Source organism: Streptosporangiales bacterium (assembly GCA_009379825.1).
In the GTDB taxonomy this organism is placed as follows: Bacteria; Actinomycetota; Actinomycetes; order Streptosporangiales; family WHST01; genus WHST01.
Genome location: WHTA01000007.1, coordinates 59954 through 80925 on the forward strand (window position 1 = coordinate 59954; position 20972 = coordinate 80925).

The following is a 20972-nucleotide window of genomic DNA, read 5'->3' on the forward strand; positions in this document are numbered from 1 at the left end:
GCCGATTACGGGTCCGTCGCCAGCGCGTCGTCCAGATCGGCGAGGACGTAGCGGGCCACCTGGCGGTCCGCTGCCGATGCGTCCGGGTTGTCGGTGAGCCAGCTACGCAGCTCGCCGCGTAGCTCGGTCGCCTGGCGCACCGCGTCGCGCTCCGCCAGCGGTTGGCCGGTCAGGTCTTCCACCAGGTCATTCAGGCCGGCGGACGGACTGAGCTGCTGACCGGTTGCCCGCTGGTATCTGGCGAGGTCGGCCAGCGTCCCTGAGCCACGGCCTACCGTTACGTCCCCCGCAGCCACGTCGAAGTGGGTCGTGACGATGCCGCGCAGCTCCGCGTCGTCGACTTCGGGTGTACGGCCTGCGACGTTCCCGGGCGCGCCGCCGCGGTCCGGCAGTTGTACGCCTTCGAGATAGGGCTTGAATATCCCGTACAGCGACGGCCCGACATGGAACGTCGCGACTCCACCGCCGGCAACCGCGGCGACAACTGCCACGGGTGGGTTCCACGGTGCGAAGAATCCGGCCGCGGCGAAGAACGGACCGGAGTCGTGCACTGCGGACTCGATTGCCAGCGGCAGCCCCGCAAGTGCTTCGAGCGCTCGGGCGTCGAGCTCACTGGCCAGTTGGAGGTACTGCGCGTACGTGACCGGCGGTGCCTGCTCCCATGCGCGCAGTCTGGCGCGGGCGAGCGCGCCTTCCCGCAGCGCCGCGTCGAGCGCCTGCGTGTTGCGGGCGAGGAAGCCGGCGTCGGCGACGTCGGAGAACACGGGCGTGTTGTGCGCGATGCGGTCGAACGCCGTCCGTGCGGTCGCGTCCGCGGTCTCGGCGAAGATCAGTATCAGCCTGATCACCCGCGTCAGTGCGGCCGCCTTGTCACCGCCGGCTCCGTCGCTGAAGCCGCTGCCGTGCCTGATGGGCTCGCCGACGAACTCCACAGTGCCCTCGTCGGTGAGCCTGAGGTCGGGATCCGCGTCCACCTCGCGAACGGCCTCGAGTAGGCCGCCCCTGGCGCGGTGCAGCGCGAGGCCGAGCGTGCGCGCCGTGGTGTCCGCGGCGGTCATCTGCGCTCGCGCGACGGCCAGGGCGAGCGCGTCGATCTGGACGACCGTGCTCGCCTCCGGCTGGCCTTCGCCGCTCCACACCCGACCAGCCCTGACGGCGCTCCTGACCCGGTCGAAGGCATCAGCTGCGCTGCCTGCCCGGTCCGCCGCGGTGATGAAGCCGAGCGACTCGAGCGCGCCCGGGTTGACCCCGCGTAGCGTGTCGACGGTGACGGTCATCGGATCCCCACGTCTCCCGGGTCGGTGGTGACGACCCGTCGGTAGGCCGCGGCCGAGTCCACGTCGGCGGATCCTGCCTGGTTGGCCGTCGCGTCGAACTTGTCGCCGACGCTGACGAGCTTGGTGGCGATGCCGCCGAAGATGCCCTCCCACACCTGCAGACAGCGCTCGATCGATGGCCGTGATCCGAACCCGGCCAGGCGAGCGGCGGCCAACGTGCCTGTGCCGGCGTCCAGTACGCGCACTGCGGGCCGTACGTCCTCGTCGCCGATCGCTCTCGTGACGCCTGCCAGGTTGCGCAGGTCGCCTACGCGGACGCTGAGTTCCATCAGGGACCTCCCTCGAACTGTTACGTCCCTTCGACAAGCAGTGTCGCGAAGCCGTTCCGGACAAGGGATTACGTGGCTCTTACACCCGATTACGAGGTTCTTACCCAGCGAGGGCGCGGGTCACCGAACAGCCGCTGTCGACGTTGGCCTTGATGTCGGCGGCAAGGTCTACCGTCGGGTATGCGGATAGGAGAGCTGGCCGAGCGCGCGGGTATCACGACCCGTGCGTTGCGGCACTACGAGAACGGCGGGCTCCTGTCGGCCAGGCGTACGACCAACGGCTACCGCAGCTATGACGAGTCCGACCTCCGCGTGGTCGAACAGATCCGGGCGCTGGTGGACATCGGGTTCTCGCTCGACGAGACCCGCCCGTTCGTCGAGTGCCTGCGTGAGGGCAACGACGCCGGCGACTCGTGCCCCGCTTCGCTGCACGCCTACCGGCAGAAGATGCGGGAGCTGGAGACGTGCATCGCCAGGCTGCAGGAGGTGCACGCCAGGCTGGGCCAGCAGCTGCAGGACGCGCTCGTACGCCACGGCGTCGGCGCCCCCGACCCCGCGTGCGCCTACTTCCCACCGAAGGAGCAAGCATGACCACGGCCAGCAGCGAGGGCACGGTGGAGATCGTCGACGTGACCGAGGCGACGTTCGCGGAGCTCGTGCTCCGCAGCGGGACGCCGGTGCTCGTCGAGTTCTGGGGACGCGGCTGCGCGCCGTGCCGGATGCTTGCGCCGATCCTCGCGGAGATCGCCGCCGAGTTCGCCGGCCGGTTGCGGGTCGTGCGGGTGGACGGCGACTACGAGTCCGCGCTCGTCATCGCCGGCGGGGTGATGGGTTTCCCGACGCTCCACCTGTACAAGGCCGGCGAGCTGGTGTCGAGCATCGTCGGGGTCCGCTCGAAGGCCAGGCTGCTCGGTGCTCTCCGGGAGGCACTCTGACCCGACTCTCCGCTGACCGCGGTCAGCCCTGGTACTCCCAGTGCCACGGCTCGAGCCGCGTAGTCTCGGCCCACCGCGGGTGCACCCAGCCGAACTTGGGCGCGTTGCGTTTCATCCAGCGGTACGGGGTCGAGCCGAAGATCTGGATGCCGCAGCCGAGGTCGACCGCCATGCCCAGGCCGTGCCGGCTGGTGCCTGGCACCGCGGCAAGGCCGGGCTTCGCCCGGTAGACGGCGTGCTGCGCCGCCAGCGAGCGGTACGAGTCGGTGATGCAGATGTGGCGGTCGAAGCGCATCTTGTACGCGGTGTCGAGCAGCCAGAAGCCGCGCGCCGCGTCGGCGCGCAGCGAGTGGCCCGGCTGCGGCAGCGGGCACAGCAGCGCCATTGGGATCAGCCCGTTGGGGAAGCCGCGCACGGTCGGCTTCTCGCAGGAGGCGCCGCTCGCGCCGCTGCGCTTCAGGCGCTCCCTGCTGACCTGGAACGCGTCGCCGTACCGCTTGGCCTTGACCAGCCGCACGGTCAGCCGGTCGAGCCGGTCGAGCAGCTTGTCCGTGATGCGCTTGGACTCCGCCTGCAGCCGCTTCTGCTGGGCGGCCAGCCGCTTCTGCTGGCCGGTGACGGACCGTTCGAGCGTCTTCGCCTGCCGGTGCAGCGCCCGTTGCCTGGCCAGCTCCTGGCCGTACGAGCGGACGGCGTGGGCGCGGCTGTCCGCGAGGTACGCAGCGTCGCTGGTGGAGCGGGAGCGCGCGACCGTCGCCAGCGGGTTCTCCAGCAGCCCGCTGAGCTCGTCGCCGCCCGGTCCCTGGTACGCGGCGACGGCGAAGTCGACGAGCCCCTGCCGTGCCTGCTCGCGGTCGTCGCTCACCCGTTGCTCGTGTTGTGCGGTGGCGAGCAGCCGGCGTTCGGTCTGCCGCAGCCGTCGCCGCGCCTCCTCGTAGCGGCTGGTGTTCTTCGTCAGCGCCTTGGTGGCCCGGTTGGCTTCGACGCGAAGGTCGGCCACCTGCCGCTGCAGCGTCGTGACGCTGTCCGCGGAGACCGGCCGGACGGGAAGGAGGAGCGACGTCGCGAGGACGGCGAAGGTGGCCAGCACGCGTACGACGAGCTGGAACACGGTGTCACGGTAACCGGCGACGGTGCGGTGACCGCGCTACGACACACGGTTATCGTGCTATTGCCCGCAAATCGGACGTGTCAGCCGGTCCCGGGCTTGTACTCGAAGTGCCAGGCCTCGGCCGGGCAGCACTTCGCCCAGTCCGGGTGCACCCACCCGTACTTCGGGCCGTTGGCGGCCAGCCAGTTGTGCTCCGCGGTGCCGAACCGGTTGATGCCACCACACAGGTCGAGAGCGAGACCCTCGCCGTGGTTGCTCGTGCCGGGTACGGCGGCCAGGCCGGGCTTCTGTGCGTACACCGCCTGCTGTTCCGACAGGCTGCGGTACGAGTCGGTGATGCACATCTTCTTGCCGAACTGGTCGTGGAACGCGGCGTTCGCGTCCACGAAGCCGCGTGCGGCGTCGCCGCGCAGCTGCTCACCCGAGTAGCCGGGCAGGCTGCACAACGCCCACTCGGGCACCAGTCCGTTGGAGAACGAGCCCGAGTCGTAGTCGGCGTTCTTGCACCGCGCGTCAAGCACCGCACGCGAGGCGTAACGGGACGCGGCGCCGCCGGCGAGCCGGTTGAGCAGCTTGGTGAGCTTCCTGGTCGACTCCGCGGACCTCTTCCGCAGCGTCTTGACCTCGGCGGCGAGCTTCTTCTGCATCGCCGTCGTCTTGGCGGCCAGCTTCTCGGCCTGCTCGGCGAGCACGTCGGCCCGCCGCTTCTCCGTGCTGGCCAGCTCGACGGCGGCCTGCTCGCCCTTGCTCATGATGTTCAGCGAGGTGGCCTTGTCGATGGCTTCCTTGCCGTCCTTGGAGGTCAGCAGGACGCTGTTCTGGTCCGGCAGCGGAGCCTGGTACGCCGAACCGGCGAACGAGCCGACCCTGCTGCGGTACTTCTCGTAGACCTGGTCGGCGCGGGCGGATGCGACCTGCGTGCGCTGTAGCCGTGCCTTGGCGAGCTTGACGCTGCTCTTGTTCTTCTCGTACCGCTTGGTCGCGGCGCTGAGTTCGGCGGACGACTTGTCGGCCTGCTTCTTCAGCTTGGCCAGGGTTGCCTTGACGTCCTTCTTGACAGGGCGGGCCTGATCCAGGGACAGCGCTCCCTGGTCGCCCGCGGGCCCTGCGGCCTGCAGCAGGGCAAGGAACATCAACGCTGGGAGCACCCATGCGAGTGCGAGGGCACTGCTCAAGCGTCGTCGGTGGGGGGGTCGGGGCTGGGAAATAATCCGCAGGCCTCGCCGACTCGGCAAGGTCACAGGAAGATTTCTCCTCGGGGCATGAATGGTTACGTACTAGGGGCGAAAAGCACGATACATAGTCCGTCCATGCCCCTCAATCCCCGGGGGGTCCCCGCGTGTTGTCACTGACCGTAGTTGGGCCTTGGCGGACCGCCTGACCACCAGGGAGTCGCCGTCGTGGTGCCTGCTGTCCTCGCAGCTCATGCTGGCTTCCGCGGGATGCACGCGGAGTGTCCGCGGCGGGCGGTGCAGACTGGCAACCGGGGTACCCGCAGAGCGTGGCTGCACGGAGAGTAGGCGTCGGTATGACGGACTGCCCGGATGCGATCGTGGTCGGTGCCGGCCCGAACGGGCTGGCCGCCGCGGTGACGCTGGCGGCCGCGGGACTCGGTGTCCGCGTCTACGAGGGCGCCCCTGAGATCGGTGGCGGATGCCGGACGAGCGCGCTCACCTCGCCCGGGTTCGTGCACGACGTCTGCTCCGCGGTGCACCCGATGGCCGTCGCGTCGCCGTTCTTCCGCGCGTTCGACCTCACCGCACGCGTCGACCTGCGGGTGCCCGAGGTGGCGTACGCCCATCCGCTCGACGGCGGCCGCGCCGGGGTGGTGCTCGGCTCGGTGGCGGACACGGCGGCGCGGCTGGGGCCGGACGCGGACGCGTACCGCCGCATCTTCCGGCCGCTTGTGGCGTCCGCGACCGAGCTGAGTGAGCTGCTGCTCGCGCCGCCGCTTCGCCGGCTGCCGACCGACCCTGGCGGCGCCGCGGCGCTGGCGGCCGCGATGTTGCGGCTGACCGGCCGGGGCGTGCCCCGCACCTTCCGCACCGAGGAGGCCCGCGGCCTGTTCACCGGCGCCGCGGCGCACGCGGTGCAGCCACTGCGCCGGCTGGCCACCGCGCCGTTCGGGCTGCTGCTCACGATGCTTGCGCACACCACCGGGTGGCCGATGCCGCGCGGCGGCAGCCGGGCCATCACCGACGCGCTGGCCGCCGCGCTGCGCAGCCTCGGCGGTGAGATACGCGTCGGCGAGCCGGTGCGGGACCTGCGGGAGCTGCCGCGCGCGCGAGCCGTGCTGCTCGACCTGGCGCCGAAGCAGTTCCTCGCCCTTGCCGGCGGCCGACTGCCGGCGTGGTACGCGGCCGCCGTACACCGTTTCCGGCCGGGTGCGGGCGTGTGCAAGGTCGACTACGCGCTGTCCGAGCCGGTGCCGTGGGCGGCGGCGGAGTGCCGCCGTGCCGGCACCGTGCACGTGGGCGGGCGCTGGGCCGAGGTCGACCAGGCGATGGCCGACGTGGTCGGCGGCCGGCACCCGCAGCGCCCGTTCGTCCTCGCCGCCCAGCCGAGCCTGGTCGACGACTCGCGGGCACCGGCCGGCCGCCACGTGCTGTGGGCGTACTGCACCGTGCCCCCTGGCTCGGACGTGGACGTCTCCGACCGCATCGACGCCCAGCTCGAACGGTTCGCCCCCGGCTTCCGCGACGTCGTCGTCGACCGGGCCGTCCGTACGGCGGTCGACTACGAGCGCTACAACCCGGCGTACGTCGACGGCGACTTCACCGGCGGCGCAGCCACCGTGCGGCAGCTGCTCTTCCGGCCGGTGCCGCAGTGGGACCCCTACCGCACCCCGCTGCCCTCGGTCTTCCTCTGCTCGTCGTCCACGTCCCCGGGTGCGGGGGTGCACGGTATGTGCGGCTTCCAGGCGGCGAAGTCGGCGCTGCGGCACCGGTTCGGCGTCCGCCGTGCCCCCGAGCTGGGCGGCGTCGGCCGCTGAGCGCCCAACACGCGGGTCGTGCCACGGTTTAACTCATATGTGAGATATCTTCTCCTCTCGTGTCCGAGGAACGAGAACTCCAGTCCACCGACTACCTGCGCAAAGTCGGCATCCTGATCCGCGATGCCCGCAAGCACGGCGGGTGGACGCAGGCCCAGCTGGCCGAGGCCATCGGCACCAGCCAGAGTGCGATCAACCGGATCGAGAACGGCCACCAGAACGTCAGCCTCGAGATGCTGGCGCGGATCAGTGAGGCGGTGGACTCGGAGATCGTCTCGCTCGGGCACGCCGGCACCATGCATCTACGGGTCGTCGGCGGCCGCCGGCTGTCCGGCAGCATCAACGTGAAGACGAGCAAGAACGCCGGTGTCGCGCTGCTGTGCGCCGCGATGCTGAACAAGGGCCGCACGACGTTGCGCAAGGTCGCCAGGATCGAAGAGGTCAACCGGATCGTCGAGGTGCTGACCAGCATCGGCGTGAAGATCCGCTGGCTGAACGAGGACAACGACCTGGAGATCGTGCCGCCGGAGCAGTTCGACCTGGCGAACATGGACGTGGAGGCGGCGCGCCGCACCAGGAGCATCATCATGTTCCTCGGCCCGCTGATGCACACCGAGGAGAAGTTCGAGCTGCCGTACGCCGGCGGCTGCAAGCTCGGTGCGCGTACCGTCGAGCCGCACATGACGGCGCTGCGGCCGTTCGGCCTCGAGGTCAAGGCGACGTCGGGCAGCTACCACGCGGAGGTGGACCGGACGATACGGCCGACGCGGCCGATCGTGCTGACCGAGCGGGGCGACACCGTCACCGAGAACGCGCTGCTGGCCGCGGCCGGTCGCGAGGGCGTCACGGTGATCCGCAACGCCAGCCCGAACTACATGGTGCAGGACCTCTGCTTCTTCCTCGACGCACTCGGGGTGAGGATCGAGGGCATCGGCACCACCGCGCTCACCGTGCACGGCGTCGGCCAGATCGACTTCGACGTCGACTATGCACCGTCCGAGGACCCGATCGAGGCGATGAGCCTGATCACCGCCGCGATCGTCACCGACTCGAAGATCACCATCAAGCGGGCGCCGATCGAGTTCCTTGAGATCGAGCTGGCGCTGCTCGAGGAGATGGGCCTCAGCTACGAGCGCAGCGACGAGTACCCGGCGGCGAACGGCCGTACCCGGCTGGTCGACCTCACCATCCACCCGTCGGTGCTGAAGGCGCCGATCGACAAGATCCACCCGATGCCGTTCCCCGGCCTGAACATCGACAACCTGCCGTTCTTCGCGCTCATCGCCGCGACCGCACACGGTTCCACGCTGATCCACGACTGGGTGTACGAGAACCGCGCGCTCTACTTCACCGAGCTCACCAAGCTCGGCGCGAGCGTCACCCTCCTCGACCCGCACCGGGTGTACGTGGAGGGCCCGACGCACTGGTCGGCCGCCGAGGTGATGTGTCCCGCCGCCCTGCGTCCCGCGGTGGTCACGCTGCTCGCCATGCTCGCCGCCCGCGGTACGTCGGTGCTGCGCAACGTCTACGTGATCAACCGCGGCTACGAGCAGCTGGCGGAGCGGCTGAACCTGCTCGGCGCCAGGATCGGGGTCTTCCGCGACATCTGAGCCGCGGCTGGATCAGGCCCGGTAGCCGAGAGCGCGCGCGGGCACGGCCAGCACGCAGCCCACGGCCGCGGCGACGGGGTAGGGCGGCGAGGTGAGCCGGAACTCCTGCCGGTACGTCCACATCAGCAGCACCGACTGCAGGAACGGCGGGCGCGGCTGCCCGTGCCTGCCCATGGTGCCGGCCTCGACCAACCCCCACATCGTCTCGAACATGTTCTCCGTACGCAGCGCGGGCGTCGTGCGCCAGCGGAAGCGCACCGGCTGCGAGCCCGCGTTCCACGCCATGTGCGGCTGCCGGCGGGGGATCGTCAGCTCGTCGCCGGCAGCCACGGTACGGAGCTCGCGGTCGAGGTCGAACGTCAGCTCCCTGTCGAGCACCTGGAACAGCTCGACCTGGTGCGGGTGGTAGTGCATGGGCGGCCGCAGCTCGCCCATCGGCCCGTACGTCGTCTCCACCTCGAGGTACTCACCGTCGCTGTCCGCGCCGGTCGTGTGGAACACCATCGTGTCGGTCTCGCCCTGGTGCAGCGTGTCTCCCGCCTCGACCACCGTCGGTCACCTCCGTCAGCGCGGCATCCCGCTTTCTGCGGACCACGGTCAGTGCGTGCTGGTCTTCGTCGGCCGCACCACGAGCACGGCCCGGTCCGCCGCGTCCTTCGGCGGTTTGGTGCCCCACGGTGCGCCGTAGCGCTGCGCCAGCTCGACGTAGAGGTCGCCACGGGGATCGGGGTCAAGCCGCTCCACCACACCGCGTACTTCCAGATGCCGGTACGGGTTGTCCGGGTCGATCACGGAGAACGCGACGGCCGGGTTCGCCTCCACGTTGCGGTGCTTCTGCCTGGTGACGACGTGGGTGAACAGGAGATGCTCACCGTCCCACTTGAACCACATCGCGTTCACCTGCGGAGTGCCGTCCGGCCGCACCGTGGCGAGATCGCCTACCAGCGGACGCTCGAGCAGGTCACGGTAGTCCTCGGGAATCGTAGTGGCGGTCATCGATGCATCGTCCTCTCCCTCGCCTGCGGACGACAACACCTCATCACACAGTCACATTCCGAGCCGGTTACGACTCCTCGTGGTCCCAGAAGCCGTTCTCGCGCAGCATCTGGACCGCTTCCTTGCCCGTGTGGGTGAAGTGCTCGATCAGCGCGGTCGACGCGGCCTGACCGTCCCCGTTACGCAGCGCCTCGAGGATGGTGTCGTGTTCGTCGAGCGCCTGCTCGCGAAAGCCACGGCCGGTGTGGTGCTCGAAGAAGTGCGTCGGCATGGAGCCGGACAGGGTTCGTAGCACCGCGACGAGCCGGCGCGAGGCTCCGGCCTTGTTGATGACCTGGTGGAACATGAAGTTGAGCCGGTCGTGCTCGCGTGGGTCGGTGTTCACGCGCATCTGGGCGACGATCTGCTCGAGCTGTTCGACCATGCCGTCCGGTCGTGCGATGGCGGCCCTGGCGGCCGCGAGGCCGCTGAGCAGCCCGTACATCTCGAACTGGTCGCTGATGTCAGCCGGCTCCAGGGACGCGACGTACGAGCCGTGCCGCGCGACGTTCTCGACCAGCCCCTCGCCTTCGAGGGTGATCAGGGCCTCGCGCACCGGCAGTCGGCTGACGCCGAGCTCCTCGGCAATGCGGTCCTGGTCCAGTCGCTGGCCGGGGCGTGCGCCGCCGGACAGGATCAGGTCACGGACGTACTTGGCGACCTCCTGCTTGAGGTTGGGGCGCTTGACGGTCACGTCAGCAGCATCGAGCTTCGCCACGCGCGGCTAGCACCTCCATCGTCGGTCGTGTCCGTCCCCATCGAAGGACCGCTTTGATACTTAATCATAGCGGTCCAATCCAGCGCTAGTCCGCAGCCGTGCGACCTGTGGACCGATCCAAGTGGCTTGTTTTGATAAAAAATGTTTGATAGACACAGCCCTAACATCGCAACGCTGCGAAGGAGTCATTCATGCGTCTGGGGCTCGAGGGACGGACGGCGCTCGTGACGGGCGCCACGAGCGGGATCGGTCGCGCCGTCGCCGTCGAGCTGGCCACCGAGGGTGCCGACGTGGTCGTCGTCGGCAGGGACACCACCCGCCTCGACAAGGTGGCGCAGGACGTGGAGACCGCAGGCCGCCGGGCCTGGGCGGTCGCGGCCGACATCACGGAACTCGCCGGCACCGACCTGGTCAAGCAGCAGGTCGACGACCTCGGTGGCGTGGACGTCCTGGTCAACAACGCAGGCGGCACTCCGTGGGGCGGCCTGGAACGGTTCGACGACCAGCAGTGGCGGGATGGGCTGCGGCTCAAGCCGCTGTCCTACGTACGACTCACCAGGGACGTCCTGCCCGGGATGAAGCCAAGAGCTGGGGCCGGATCGTCAACGTGGGCGGGCTGGAGAGCCGCACCGCGTGGCCGGACTACAACCTGGGCATGGTGAGTGCCGCCATCATCCAGGCCTTCACCAAGTCCGTCTCCGACGAGGTCGCCAAGTACGGCATCTGTGTTACCGCCGTCCATCCGGGGCCGGTGGACACTCCTCGGCTGCGCAAGAAGGTCGCGTGGGCCAACCAGACCGGCCAGCCCGACCTCACCGTGGAGCAGCACCTCGCCAACCTCGCCGGCGAAACGGCGCTCGGCCGGTTGGGTACGCCGGAAGACATCGCCGCTGCGGTGACCTTCCTCGCGTCCGAGCGGGCCGCGTTCATCACCGGCGCCTCGCTCCTCGTCGACGGAGGCGCCAGTCGATCGGCCGTCTGACCGACGGCGCGTGCCACTGTGTAGATTCACCTGGTTTCCCCATTGATTTAGTGGGCTTTAGCGACGGAGGACGTACATGACCAGCGTTGTTCTCGACCTGGACGACACCGACGAGCAACGGGCGTTCCGCAGCTCGGTCCGTGCGTTCGCCAAGCGAGAGCTCGCGCCACGCTCCGACGAAGCCGAGGCGACTGGGAAGTATCCCCGTGAGCTGCTGAAGAAGGCCGCCGACCAGGGACTGATCGGCCTCACCCTTGCCGAGGAGCTCGGCGGGCTCGGGGCCGGCGTGCGCTACCAGGCGATCGCGACGGAGGAGCTCGCCTACGTCTGCGCCGGCCTGGCTACCGGGCTCAACGGCCTCGGCCTGAACCTGTTCAAGTACGCGTCGCAGGAGCAGCGCGACAGGTACCTGGTGCCGACTTTGGCCGGCGAGTGCACGGGCTCGTTCGCGATCACCGAGCCGGACGCGGGCTCCGACGTCCTGAACATGTCGGGCCGCGCCGTACGGACGGCCGACGGGTGGCGCATCACGGCCAACAAGATGTACATCACGAAGGCGCCGTTCGCGGAGTACTTGTTCGTCGTCGTCTACACGGACAAGGAGGCGCGGCGCAATGGGCTGAGCGCGTTCCTCGTCGATACGAGCACGCCAGGCGTGACCGTCGAGAAGATGGACAAGCTCGGCCACTGGTCGATGGAGACCGGCATGGTCTACCTCGACTGCGAGCTCCCGGCGGAGGCGCTGCTCGGCGAGGAAGGGCGCGGGCTGGAGTACGTCGGCGAGACGCTAGAGCTGGGTCGGGTGAACCACGCTTCCCGCAGCCTGGGTGTGGCCAGGGCGGCGTACGACGCCGCGGTGGCGTACGCCCACGATCGGTCGACGTTCGGCAGGCCGATCAACCAGCATCAGGCGATCCAGTTCAAGCTCGCACGGATGCTGACCACCGTGCGTTCGGCGGCGCTGCATGTCAGGGATGCGGCCGTACGAGTCGAGCAGGGCCAGACGACCACCGGCGCCACGAACATGGCGAAGCTGGTTGCCAGTGAAGCGGCCGTCTCCGTCGCGACCGACGCTATGCAGGTGTTCGGCGGAATGTCCTACATCATGGAGACGCCTGTGCAGCGCTTCTTGCGCGACGCGTTCTTGTATCCGGTCAGCGAAGGCACCAGCGAAATTCAACTGCGCAATATCGCACGACTCACGGGGATCGTATCTACCACGGGGTGCGGCCACTAACGGAGTGGATATGACCGAGAACAAGAAGCAGTTCACGCGGCGGCAGGCCCTCATCTACGGTTCGGTCGGCGTTGCGGGGGTCGCGGGCATTGGCGGCCTCACGCTGTTCGGCAAGGAGAACGGCAAGGGCAGTGGCGGGGCGGCCGATGACTATCCCACCAAACCCATCAGCCTCTACAGCGGCTACGAGCCCGGCGGATCGACCGACGTCATGGGGCGAGGCGTGGTCGAGTACGCCAGCGAGCTACGCGGGCGGCCGACCAAGCTGGAGTTCATGCCAGGCGCCTCCGGCCTGACCGCCGCGAAGTACCTGTTGAACCAGCCGGCGGACGGCTACAAGTGGTACATCCGCCCGCACCTGGACTTCGAGATGGTCATGCTCCAGCACAAGAAGATGCCGGTGCAGTTCGAGGACTTCGCGACGATCGGTGCATCCGGGGTGGGCGAGTACTTCGTCGTCGTGCCGAAGAAGTCGCCGTTCTCCTCGATGGAGGAGCTGCTCGACCACGCCAAGTCCAAGCCAGGAAAGGTGTCATACGGCTCGTCAGGCGCCGGCTCCGCGCACCCGTGGCGAGCGCCATGCTCGGTGAGAAGGCCGGGGTGAAGATCACCCACGTACCGTTCGCCGGCGGCGGACCGGCGCTCGAGGCGGTGCTCGGTGGACACGTCGACTTCCTGATGGCGACCATGCCGAGGATCAAGGACCACATCGTCTCCGGCGGTCGGCTGCGAACCCTGATCTGCTGCGGGAAGAAGCGGTCACCCGACCGGCCCGACCTGAAGACCCTCATCGAGCTTGGGTACGACGTCGACCTCGACCTCCGCCACACCGTCTGCGTGTCCGCGAAGACACCGAAGGAGATCGTCAGCAAGCTGCGCGCCTCGATGAAGGAGGCCGTCGACACGCCCAAGTACGCCAAGATGATCAAGGAGACTGGCTACCGGGCCGAGTGGTTCGACCATGAGCAGTTCCAGGAGTGGCCGGACGCCAGCATCAAGACCTATCGGCCCGTCATGCAGCGGCTGGGTCTGATCAAGTGATCGGGCGCGCTCCCGTGCTGTCGGTGGACAGGGTCGGTCCGTTCGTCGCATGGGCCGCCCTGGCCGCGTTCGTGGTGTGGGCAGCGCGCGGCCTCGAGTTCGGGTCGTTCGCGAAACCCGGGCCAGCGCTGTTCCCGATCCTGATGAGCGTAGCCATCGGCGTACTTGTCGTTGTCGACCTGCTGTTGCCGAGCCACCGGCGTACGCAGGACGCGAGCGAGGAGGCCGACGACCGTGGGCAGCTGCGGCTACGACGCGCGCTGGTGATCCTCTGTGTGGTCTTGTTCGCAGTGCTGCTGCCGTATCTCGGCACAGTTCTGGTGTCGGTGCTGATGATGATGTTCCTGCTCGTCGCCGTGGAGAAGCAGCCCGTGCCCAAGAGCCTGGCGATCAGCATAGGGACCTCGCTCGGCATGTACGCCGTCCTCGCGGTCGCGTTCGGAGTGCCGCTGCCCAACGGTCCGCTCGAGGCCCTGTTCTGATGGCCGACACCCTCAGCGCGTTGCTCTCCGGCTTCGCGACCATCCTCACGCCGATCAACATCGCGGCGGTGTTCGTCGGGGTCGTGATCGGCAACCTGATCGGTGTGCTGCCCGGCCTCGGGCCGACGGCGTCGATGTCGCTGTTGTTGCCGGTCACCTTCTATCTCGAACCGACCACGGCGATCGTGATGCTCGCGGGCATCTACTACGGCTCGATGTACGGCGGTACCATCACCTCGGTGCTGCTGAACATCCCCGGTGAGGCTACGGCCATCGTCACGGCCTTCGACGGCCATCCGCTGGCGAAGAAGGGCAGAGCGGGCGCGGCCTTGTGTATCGGGGCACTGGCGTCGTTCGTCGGCAGTCTGTGCGCTGTGGTCGCCATGGTGTTCCTCGCGCAGGTGCTCGCAGACTTCGGGCTGCGGTTCGGTCCGCCGGAGATCTGCGCGATCATGCTGTTTGCCCTGACGCTCGTCAGCTCCCTGACGCAGGGCTCGTTCCGCAAAGCGATGATCATGACAGCCGCCGGGCTGTTGCTGACGACCGTCGGCACCGACATGTTCACCGGCGACCAACGGTTCACCTTCGACTTCCTGTTCCTGCAGGACGGCTTCAACCTGGTCGTCGTAATCATGGGCCTGTTCGGCATCTCGGAGATCCTCATGTCACTGCGGGACCAGCGGACCACGCCGATCTCCGTACGCCTGCGCGAGATGGTGCCGACAGGTGCCGAGCTGCGCGCTTCCCTGGCTCCCGTAGCGCGGGGTACGGGCACCGGCATGATCCTCGGTCTGGTGCCCGGGGCAGGAGCGCTGCTGTCGTCGTTCGCGTCGTACAGCCTGGAGAAGCGCGTTGCCAAGCAGCCGGCCAGGTTCGGCAAGGGTGCGATCGAGGGTGTGGCTGGTCCTGAGGCCGCGAACAACGCCGGCAGCACGAGCGCGTTCGTCCCGATGCTCAGCCTCGGCACCCCCACGACTGCGACGACGGCGGTGCTGCTCGGCGCGCTGATGATCAACGGTGTCGAGCCGGGCCCATTGCTCATCGACAAGGCGCCCGAGGTGGTCTGGGGCCTGATGGCGAGCATGTTCCTCGGCAACATCATGTTGGTCATCCTGAACATCCCGCTCATCCGGGTGTGGACGAAGCTGCTGGAGATTCCTTTCCCCGTCCTGTACCCGATCCTGCTCGTGATCATCGGGTTGGGCACCTTCGCATTGAACAACTCGGTCGCGGACGTGATCGCTGTCGCGATCTTCGGCGTGCTCGGCTACTTCGCCCGCGTCCACGGGTATCCGTTGGCGCCGTTGGTGCTGGCGTTCGTCATCGGCAACCAGTTCGAGAGCAGCCTGCGCCAGTCGCTGACGCTGTCGCAGGGCTCGTTCGCCATCTTCTTCACCCGGCCGCTGAGTCTGGCCATCCTCATCGGGACCGTCGTCCTTTCCGCGCTCTTCGTGGTCCTGGCGAAGCGGTCCCGAATACGTACGGAAGACGAAGACTGATCAACCGCAGCAGAGGGAGGACGACAGTATGACGGCCGAGTTCGAGGGTCAGGTCGCGATGGTGACGGGCGCCGGTCGCGGCATCGGTGCAGCGACCGGCAAGCGGTTGGCGGCGGGCGGTGCCAAGGTCGCCGTACTCGACATGGACCAGGCGACCAGCACCCAGGTGGCCGGCGAGATCGGCGAGGACGCGATCGCCGTGACGTGCGACGTCACGAGCTCGGCGGATGTGCAGTCGGCGGTCGACACGGTGCAGGAGAAGTTCGGCCGGATCGACATCCTCGTGAACAACGCCGGTGTCACGAGGGACAACCTGCTCTTCAAGATGACCGACGAGGACTGGTTCGCCGTGATGAACACGCACCTCACCGGGGCGTTCTACTGCAGCAAAGCGGTCCAGGCGGTGATGGTGTCGCAGCGGTACGGGCGGATCGTCAACCTGTCGTCCACCTCGGCGCTCGGCAACCGGGGTCAGGTCAACTACTCGGCGGCCAAGGCCGGGTTGCAGGGCATGACCCGCACGCTCGCGACCGAGCTGGGGAAGTTCGGCATCACCGTCAACGCCGTGGCGCCCGGCTTCGTGGAGAGCGAGATGACCAAGGGCGTCGCGGAACGCACCGGGGCGTCCTGGGAGGACGTCAAAGCGCGAGCCGTCGAGCGGTCTGCGGTGAAGCGCACCGGTCTACCCGAGGACATCGCGGACGCGATCGCGTTCTTCGCCTCCGAACGCGCGGGATACGTGACGGGGCAGATCCTGTACGTCGCCGGCCGGCCCACGGTATAAGGGTCGGGGCAGCATGACGAGGGACCCAGAGCCACACCGGAACCTTTCCGTCGCCGACCCGCGGATACTCGCGGCTGCGACAGCGCTCGTCTCCGGTGATCGTGAGGTGCTCGCGGCGATCGACGCGTACCTCGACCAACCGCCGGGCGAGCGGCGCGCGTACGTGCTCGCCGACGACCAGGACGGCTTGGTCGCCCGTGCGGCCACGCTGTTCGACGAGCACGGTTGGCGGCGGCCTGCGACCACGCGGTTGTCGGCGGCCGAGCTGCGACGTGTCATGCAGTTGGTAACTGCGCCACGTGTCGGCGACGACTATCTCGCCAAGTTCCGACACGACCTGGGTCTCGACGAACCCGCCACGGTTGCCTCGGACACCCGTTGGGACGCACGCATCGACGTGGTGGTCATCGGCGCCGGCCTGTCCGGGCTGGCTATGGCCACCCGGTTGGACGAGCTGAACGCCGACTACACCATCTTGGAGAAGCACGAGGACGTCGGCGGGGTCTGGTTCGAGAACACCTATCCCGGCTGCGGTCTCGACACCCATCCGCACGTCTACACCTGGAGCTTCGCGCCCAAGAACGACTGGCCGTCGTACTACGTCAAGCGGCACGAGATGCTGGGCTACCTCAAGGACTACGCCACGAACCGCGGGCTGCGCGAACGCGTACGGTTCGGCACCGAGGTGCAGGGCGCGTGGTACGACGAGGAACAGCAGCGGTGGCACGTGCACGCCGTCGACAGCGCCTCGGGCGCCGCACGCGAGTACACGGTCAAGGTGCTGATCACCGCTGTCGGCACGCTGAACCAGCCGAAGCCGCCGGACATCCCCGGCCTCGACGCGTTCGCCGGCGAGGTCTTCCACACCGCACGTTGGCGGCACGACGTGGCGCTCGAAGGCAAGCGCATCGCGTTGATCGGCAACGGGTCGAGCGGCGTTCAGGTGGCGAAGGCACTCGCCGAGCTGGGGGAAGTCACCGTCTTCCAGCGGTCGCCGGCGTGGATCAAGCCGCGGCGGGTCAAGGCTGTCGACGAGCAGATCGCACCCGAGCTGATCTGGTTGCTCGACGAGCTGCCGTACTACGGACAGCTCTACCGGTTCGCGCTGTACTGGGAGTACGGCGACCGGATGCATCCCTACCTGATCAAGGATCCGGCCTGGTCGGGCAGGGGTACCAACGAGGCGAGCGAGCAGTTGCGCGCGGACCTGGAGAAGTACATCTGGGAACAGACCGGTGGCGACGCCGAGCTGGCCGCGAAGGTGACGCCGCAGTACCCGCCGTACGTCAAGCGGATGGTCATCGACAACGACTGGTACAAGACCCTCACCAAGCCGAACGTCACCCTGGTGGCCGACCGGATCGTGGCGGCCGACGAGTCCGGTCTGCGCACCGCCGATGGCGGGCACCACCGCGCCGACGTGATCGTCGTGGGGACAGGCTTCCAGGCGGCGAAGTTCCTGTTCCCCATGGAGGTGCGTGGCCGCAGCGGCCGTACCCCTGGCGAGATTGCCGGCAGCTCGGACGACGCACGCGCATACCTGGGCATCACACTGCCCGACTTCCCGAACCTGTTCGCCATCCAGGGACCGAACTCCAGCATCGGCCACGGTGGCGGTGCCACATTCGTCGGTGAGACCCAGTCGCACTACGTCGCCGAGGCGCTGAAGCTGATGAACGCCGAGTCGATCGCGGAGATCGAGTGTAGGCAGGCGACCTGCGACGCCTACAACGCTGAGCTCGACAAGGCGATGGAACAGATGGTGTGGACCGAGGAAGGCGTGAACAGCCGTTACAAGAACAGCACCGGCCGCATCGTGGCCAACCATCCCTGGACCCTGCAGCAGTACTGGAACATGACCAGAAAGCCCGAGCTCGACGACTTCCACGTGGTCAGGCAACGGCAGGCGTTGCCATGACGACTGACGTCGACGCCGCCGAGGCGGTACTTGACCCGTACGCGTACCTGCGTCGGCACGCTACCGGGACACCTACGAAGAGGTTCCTCGTCGATGCGGAGGGCGAGTACACCTTCGCGTACGTCCACGGTGCCGCGACGCAGTTGGCGAACCGGTTGACCGGGCTGGGCTGTGTGGCCGGTGACCGGGTGGGGATCTGGCTGCCGAACTGTCGTGAGTTCGTGTTCGCCCAGCTGGCCTGTCATGCGGTCGGCGCGGTCGCGGTTCCGCTGAACCCGCGCCTGCGCACGCGCGACCTGGCCTTTGCGCTCAACAACTGCTCGGCCAGGTTCCTCGTGCTCGGAGGGGCAAGCAGGCACCTCGACTACGAGCAGCTCGTCGCGGAGCTCGCGGCAGCGGGCGAGCTACCGGTGCTCGAGCACACGCTGAGCTACGTCGACGACGGCGTCGTGACCACTCCGGAGGAGACCTTCCAGCCAACCGCGCACCGACCGGGCGACCCCGCGTTCATCATGTTCACCTCGGGCACGACCGCGGACCCGAAGGGCGTCGTGCTCACGCAACGGAACATCCGTAACGCGGTGAAGGTCGCAGGCGGACTGAGCCCGGACGACGTGACCCTGCTCGGCTATCCACTGTCCGCCATCACCGGTTGCCACAACGGAGTGCTGGCGAGTCTGGTCGTGGGAAGCGCACTCATCCTCTACGACGACAGCGACCTGACGACCGCCGCGCTACTGAGCAAGACGTACGGCGCCACCCACCTGGCCGTGCACCGGCAGGTGCTCAAGGCGCTGGGCGCCGGCGGCCACTGCCAGGAGCTCAGGTTTCTGAAGGCCAGCATCTTCCCCCGGATGGCTGTGGACGCGCCGATCTACGAACGGCTCGGCGTCGAGAGCCTCGTCGTCGGCTACGGCATGACGGAGACCTGCGGCCCGGCCACGTACGCCAACGAGCTGAGCGTCGACGATGCGATCCACGCCGGCTGCGACGGTTGGCCCTCGCACGGCGTGGAACGCGTGATCGTGGGCCAGGACGGGCAGCCGACGGAAGCCGACCGGCCCGGGGAGATCCGGTTGCGTGGGCCGCAGGTCAGCCCCGGCTACTGGAACGGTCCCGGCGACTTCACGCCCATCACGGACACCGACGGTTGGCTGCGTACCGGCGACATCGGCGAGATCCGGGCCGACGGCTCGCTCCACTTCGTGGAGCGCAGGAGCGAGACGTTCAAGAGCAGGGGATTCACCGTGTCGCCGGGCGAGATCGAGACCGTGATCCGTGACCATCCCGGCGTCCACGACTGCGCCGTGTTCGGGTTGGAGGCGGCAGCCGGCGGCACCGTCCCCGTCGCCGTCGTGGAGACCGAGGACGTCACTGCGGAGCTCGTCGACGCGCTGTATAGGAGATGCCGGGAGTCGCTGGCGTCGTACAAGGTGCCGCAGGCGATCCTGCCCGCGCATGCGTTGCCGCGTACCCGCACCGGGAAGCTGTCCAAGCGCGACATCGCGAGTCGACACGGCGACGAGTTGAGGAAGCCGCTGCCATGAGTTGGAGCGAACGGCTCGCCGAGCTGGCGGAGTTCAAGCGGCGGTACCACGCGCACGGGTCCGACCGGGCGAAGAAGCGGAACACCGAGCGCGGCAAGCTGTTGGCGCGCGAACGCATGGCGTACCTGTGTGACGAGGGGTCGTTCACCGAGCTCGCCGGGCCGGCACACGAGGCGGGTCGCAACACCGCTGCCGTGGACGAGCCGGAGGCGCCTGGCGACGGTGTGGTCACCGGTGTCGGCCTGGTCGTCGGCCAGCCGGTCTGTGTGCAGGCCGACGACGGCACGGTCTTCGGCGGTGCGCGCGGTACAACCGGGGCGCGGAAGATCGAGCGGCTGAAGCGGCTCAGCATCGAGCGGGGCTACCCGTACGTCGCGCTGCTCGAGGGCTCGGCTGGGCGCATCCAGGAGTCGATCGGGGCTACGTCGGCGTTCGTGGGTGCCGGGTTCCGTACCCAGATGGAGCTGCGTGCCGCGGTGCCTACGGTGGCCGCGATCATGGGCAAGTGCTTCGGCGGTCCGGCTTTCTACGCGGCGCTGTCCGACTACGTGCCGATGGTTGCCGGCACGGGATTCCTCGCGATGTCCGGCCCTTCGGTCATCCGGGCGGGCACCGGGCACCAGCTGACCGAGGACGAGATCGGCGGACCTGCGATGCAGGAGGCCGGCACCGGAATGGTCGACTACGTTGCCACCGACGACGCCGACTGCCTGGCGTCCATCAGGACGTTCCTGACGTACGTGGGAGCCGCCGGCCGGCCGACCGCCGACCCGGCCGACCGCCAGGTGCCGGAGCTGGTCGAGACGGTGGCGGAGCGCTTCACAAAGCCGTACGACATGCTCCAGGTGTTGCGTGGTGTGCTCGACGACGGTGACTTCTTCGAGCTCAAGAGCGGCCATGCACGTAACCTCGTCACCGGGCTCGGCGCCTTCGACGGCATCCCCGTAGGGATCGTCGCCAGCCAACCGAACCGGAAGGCAGGTGTGCTCGACACCAAGTCGTCGGTAAAGGTGAAGAACTTCCTCGACCTCTGTCAGCGCCGACGACTGCCGGTGGTGTTCTTCCAGGACGTTCCTGGCTTCATCGTCGGCCTGGACGCCGAACGGGAGGGCCAGGTGCGATACGCAGCCGAGCTGTTGTGCGCGGTGGCCGGCGTGACCACACCGAAGATCACCCTCATCCTGCGCAAGTCGTTCGGGCTCTCCTACCTGGCCCTGGGCGGCAAGGCGATGGGGGCGGACTTCGTCTACGCGTGGCCGGGCGCGGAGATCGGTCTGATGGGTCCTGAGGCGGCCGCCCGCACCATCCTCGGGCCCGGCGCGACGGTGGACGAGTTGGCGAAGGCGACCGACGACTACCGCGCGCAGATGAGCCCGTACATCGCGGCAGGCGACGCCTACCTGGACGATGTCATTGCGCCCGCGGGCACCAGACAGGTGGTCTGCCGTGCCCTGACCCTGGCAGGAGCGAGGTGA

At 68.4% G+C, this 20972-nt stretch carries 22 protein-coding genes; 15 read left to right on the forward strand and 7 right to left on the reverse strand.

Translation table 11 applies throughout. The features are described 5' to 3' along the window. Positions 1 to 5: 5 nt before the first annotated feature. Together GEV07_05585 and GEV07_05590 are read right to left on the reverse strand one after the other, a co-directional pair. The gene (locus tag GEV07_05585) at positions 6 to 1277 is read right to left on the reverse strand and encodes a hypothetical protein (GenBank protein MQA02206.1); all 1272 of its coding nucleotides are present in this window, start codon (positions 1275 to 1277) and stop codon (positions 6 to 8) included. After that, a complete protein-coding gene (locus GEV07_05590) occupies positions 1274 to 1606 on the reverse strand; it encodes a hypothetical protein (GenBank protein MQA02207.1) in 333 nt (110 codons plus the stop codon). Before GEV07_05590 ends, GEV07_05585 begins: the two co-directional genes overlap by 4 nt. A 180-nt stretch (positions 1607 to 1786) precedes the next feature. On the opposite strand from GEV07_05590, the gene GEV07_05595 reads away from it, so the two are divergent. Together GEV07_05595 and GEV07_05600 are read left to right on the forward strand one after the other, a co-directional pair. Further along, the gene (locus tag GEV07_05595) at positions 1787 to 2197 is read left to right on the forward strand and encodes a MerR family transcriptional regulator (GenBank protein MQA02208.1); all 411 of its coding nucleotides are present in this window, start codon (positions 1787 to 1789) and stop codon (positions 2195 to 2197) included. Beyond that, entirely contained in the window at positions 2194 to 2541 is a 348-nt protein-coding gene (locus GEV07_05600; protein ID MQA02209.1) for a thiol reductase thioredoxin, read from the forward strand. Before GEV07_05595 ends, GEV07_05600 begins: the two co-directional genes overlap by 4 nt. A 22-nt stretch (positions 2542 to 2563) precedes the next feature. On the opposite strand, the gene GEV07_05605 is transcribed toward GEV07_05600, so the two are convergent. Beyond that, positions 2564 to 3652 carry a hypothetical protein gene (locus tag GEV07_05605; protein ID MQA02210.1) on the reverse strand — a complete coding sequence of 363 codons (1089 nt, stop codon included), beginning with the start codon at positions 3650 to 3652 and terminating at the stop codon, positions 2564 to 2566. A gap of 80 nt (positions 3653 to 3732) precedes the next feature. Beyond that, on the reverse strand, positions 3733 to 4827 hold the full coding sequence (locus tag GEV07_05610; GenBank protein MQA02211.1) for a hypothetical protein: 1095 nt from the start codon (positions 4825 to 4827) through the stop codon (positions 3733 to 3735). Between the two features lie 353 nt (positions 4828 to 5180). On the opposite strand from GEV07_05610, the gene GEV07_05615 reads away from it, so the two are divergent. Together GEV07_05615 and GEV07_05620 are read left to right on the forward strand one after the other, a co-directional pair. After that, positions 5181 to 6644, forward strand: coding sequence for an NAD(P)-binding protein (locus GEV07_05615; GenBank protein ID MQA02212.1), 1464 nt, complete (start codon positions 5181 to 5183; stop codon positions 6642 to 6644). A gap of 59 nt (positions 6645 to 6703) precedes the next feature. Continuing rightward, positions 6704 to 8254, forward strand: a complete 1551-nt coding sequence (locus GEV07_05620; protein MQA02213.1) for a UDP-N-acetylglucosamine 1-carboxyvinyltransferase — start codon at positions 6704 to 6706, stop codon at positions 8252 to 8254. Between the two features lie 12 nt (positions 8255 to 8266). On the opposite strand, the gene GEV07_05625 is transcribed toward GEV07_05620, so the two are convergent. From GEV07_05625 to GEV07_05635, 3 genes are all read right to left on the reverse strand, one after another. Then, positions 8267 to 8803: a cupin domain-containing protein gene (locus GEV07_05625; protein MQA02214.1), complete on the reverse strand. Its 537-nt coding sequence runs from the start codon at positions 8801 to 8803 to the stop codon at positions 8267 to 8269. A 48-nt stretch (positions 8804 to 8851) separates the two neighbouring features. Next, positions 8852 to 9250, reverse strand: coding sequence for a TIGR03618 family F420-dependent PPOX class oxidoreductase (locus tag GEV07_05630; protein MQA02215.1), 399 nt, complete (start codon positions 9248 to 9250; stop codon positions 8852 to 8854). Between the two features lie 67 nt (positions 9251 to 9317). Beyond that, positions 9318 to 10007 carry an FCD domain-containing protein gene (locus tag GEV07_05635; GenBank protein ID MQA02216.1) on the reverse strand — a complete coding sequence of 230 codons (690 nt, stop codon included), beginning with the start codon at positions 10005 to 10007 and terminating at the stop codon, positions 9318 to 9320. Positions 10008 to 10198: 191 nt separating this feature from the next. On the opposite strand from GEV07_05635, the gene GEV07_05640 reads away from it, so the two are divergent. From GEV07_05640 to GEV07_05690, 11 genes are all read left to right on the forward strand, one after another. Next, positions 10199 to 10669, forward strand: coding sequence for an SDR family NAD(P)-dependent oxidoreductase (locus GEV07_05640; GenBank protein MQA02217.1), 471 nt, complete (start codon positions 10199 to 10201; stop codon positions 10667 to 10669). Then, positions 10516 to 10989 carry an SDR family oxidoreductase gene (locus GEV07_05645; GenBank protein ID MQA02218.1) on the forward strand — a complete coding sequence of 158 codons (474 nt, stop codon included), beginning with the start codon at positions 10516 to 10518 and terminating at the stop codon, positions 10987 to 10989. Before GEV07_05640 ends, GEV07_05645 begins: the two co-directional genes overlap by 154 nt. 76 nt (positions 10990 to 11065) lie before the next feature. Further along, a complete protein-coding gene (locus GEV07_05650; protein MQA02219.1) occupies positions 11066 to 12226 on the forward strand; it encodes an acyl-CoA dehydrogenase in 1161 nt (386 codons plus the stop codon). A gap of 10 nt (positions 12227 to 12236) precedes the next feature. Beyond that, complete coding sequence (locus GEV07_05655; GenBank protein ID MQA02220.1) at positions 12237 to 12830, forward strand: hypothetical protein; 594 nt, start codon at positions 12237 to 12239, stop codon at positions 12828 to 12830. Continuing rightward, positions 12806 to 13267: a hypothetical protein gene (locus GEV07_05660; GenBank protein ID MQA02221.1), complete on the forward strand. Its 462-nt coding sequence runs from the start codon at positions 12806 to 12808 to the stop codon at positions 13265 to 13267. Before GEV07_05655 ends, GEV07_05660 begins: the two co-directional genes overlap by 25 nt. Further along, positions 13204 to 13749, forward strand: a complete 546-nt coding sequence (locus GEV07_05665) for a hypothetical protein (protein MQA02222.1) — start codon at positions 13204 to 13206, stop codon at positions 13747 to 13749. The genes GEV07_05660 and GEV07_05665 overlap by 64 nt, the downstream gene beginning before the upstream one ends. Further along, positions 13749 to 15248 carry a tripartite tricarboxylate transporter permease gene (locus tag GEV07_05670; protein MQA02223.1) on the forward strand — a complete coding sequence of 500 codons (1500 nt, stop codon included), beginning with the start codon at positions 13749 to 13751 and terminating at the stop codon, positions 15246 to 15248. Before GEV07_05665 ends, GEV07_05670 begins: the two co-directional genes overlap by 1 nt. A 28-nt stretch (positions 15249 to 15276) precedes the next feature. Beyond that, positions 15277 to 16032, forward strand: a complete 756-nt coding sequence (locus GEV07_05675; GenBank protein ID MQA02224.1) for an SDR family oxidoreductase — start codon at positions 15277 to 15279, stop codon at positions 16030 to 16032. 13 nt (positions 16033 to 16045) lie between these two features. After that, entirely contained in the window at positions 16046 to 17950 is a 1905-nt protein-coding gene (locus GEV07_05680) for a SidA/IucD/PvdA family monooxygenase (GenBank protein MQA02225.1), read from the forward strand. Next, on the forward strand, positions 17947 to 19497 hold the full coding sequence (locus tag GEV07_05685; GenBank protein MQA02226.1) for an AMP-binding protein: 1551 nt from the start codon (positions 17947 to 17949) through the stop codon (positions 19495 to 19497). The genes GEV07_05680 and GEV07_05685 overlap by 4 nt, the downstream gene beginning before the upstream one ends. Next, positions 19356 to 20972: an acyl-CoA carboxylase subunit beta gene (locus GEV07_05690; GenBank protein ID MQA02227.1), complete on the forward strand. Its 1617-nt coding sequence runs from the start codon at positions 19356 to 19358 to the stop codon at positions 20970 to 20972. The genes GEV07_05685 and GEV07_05690 overlap by 142 nt, the downstream gene beginning before the upstream one ends.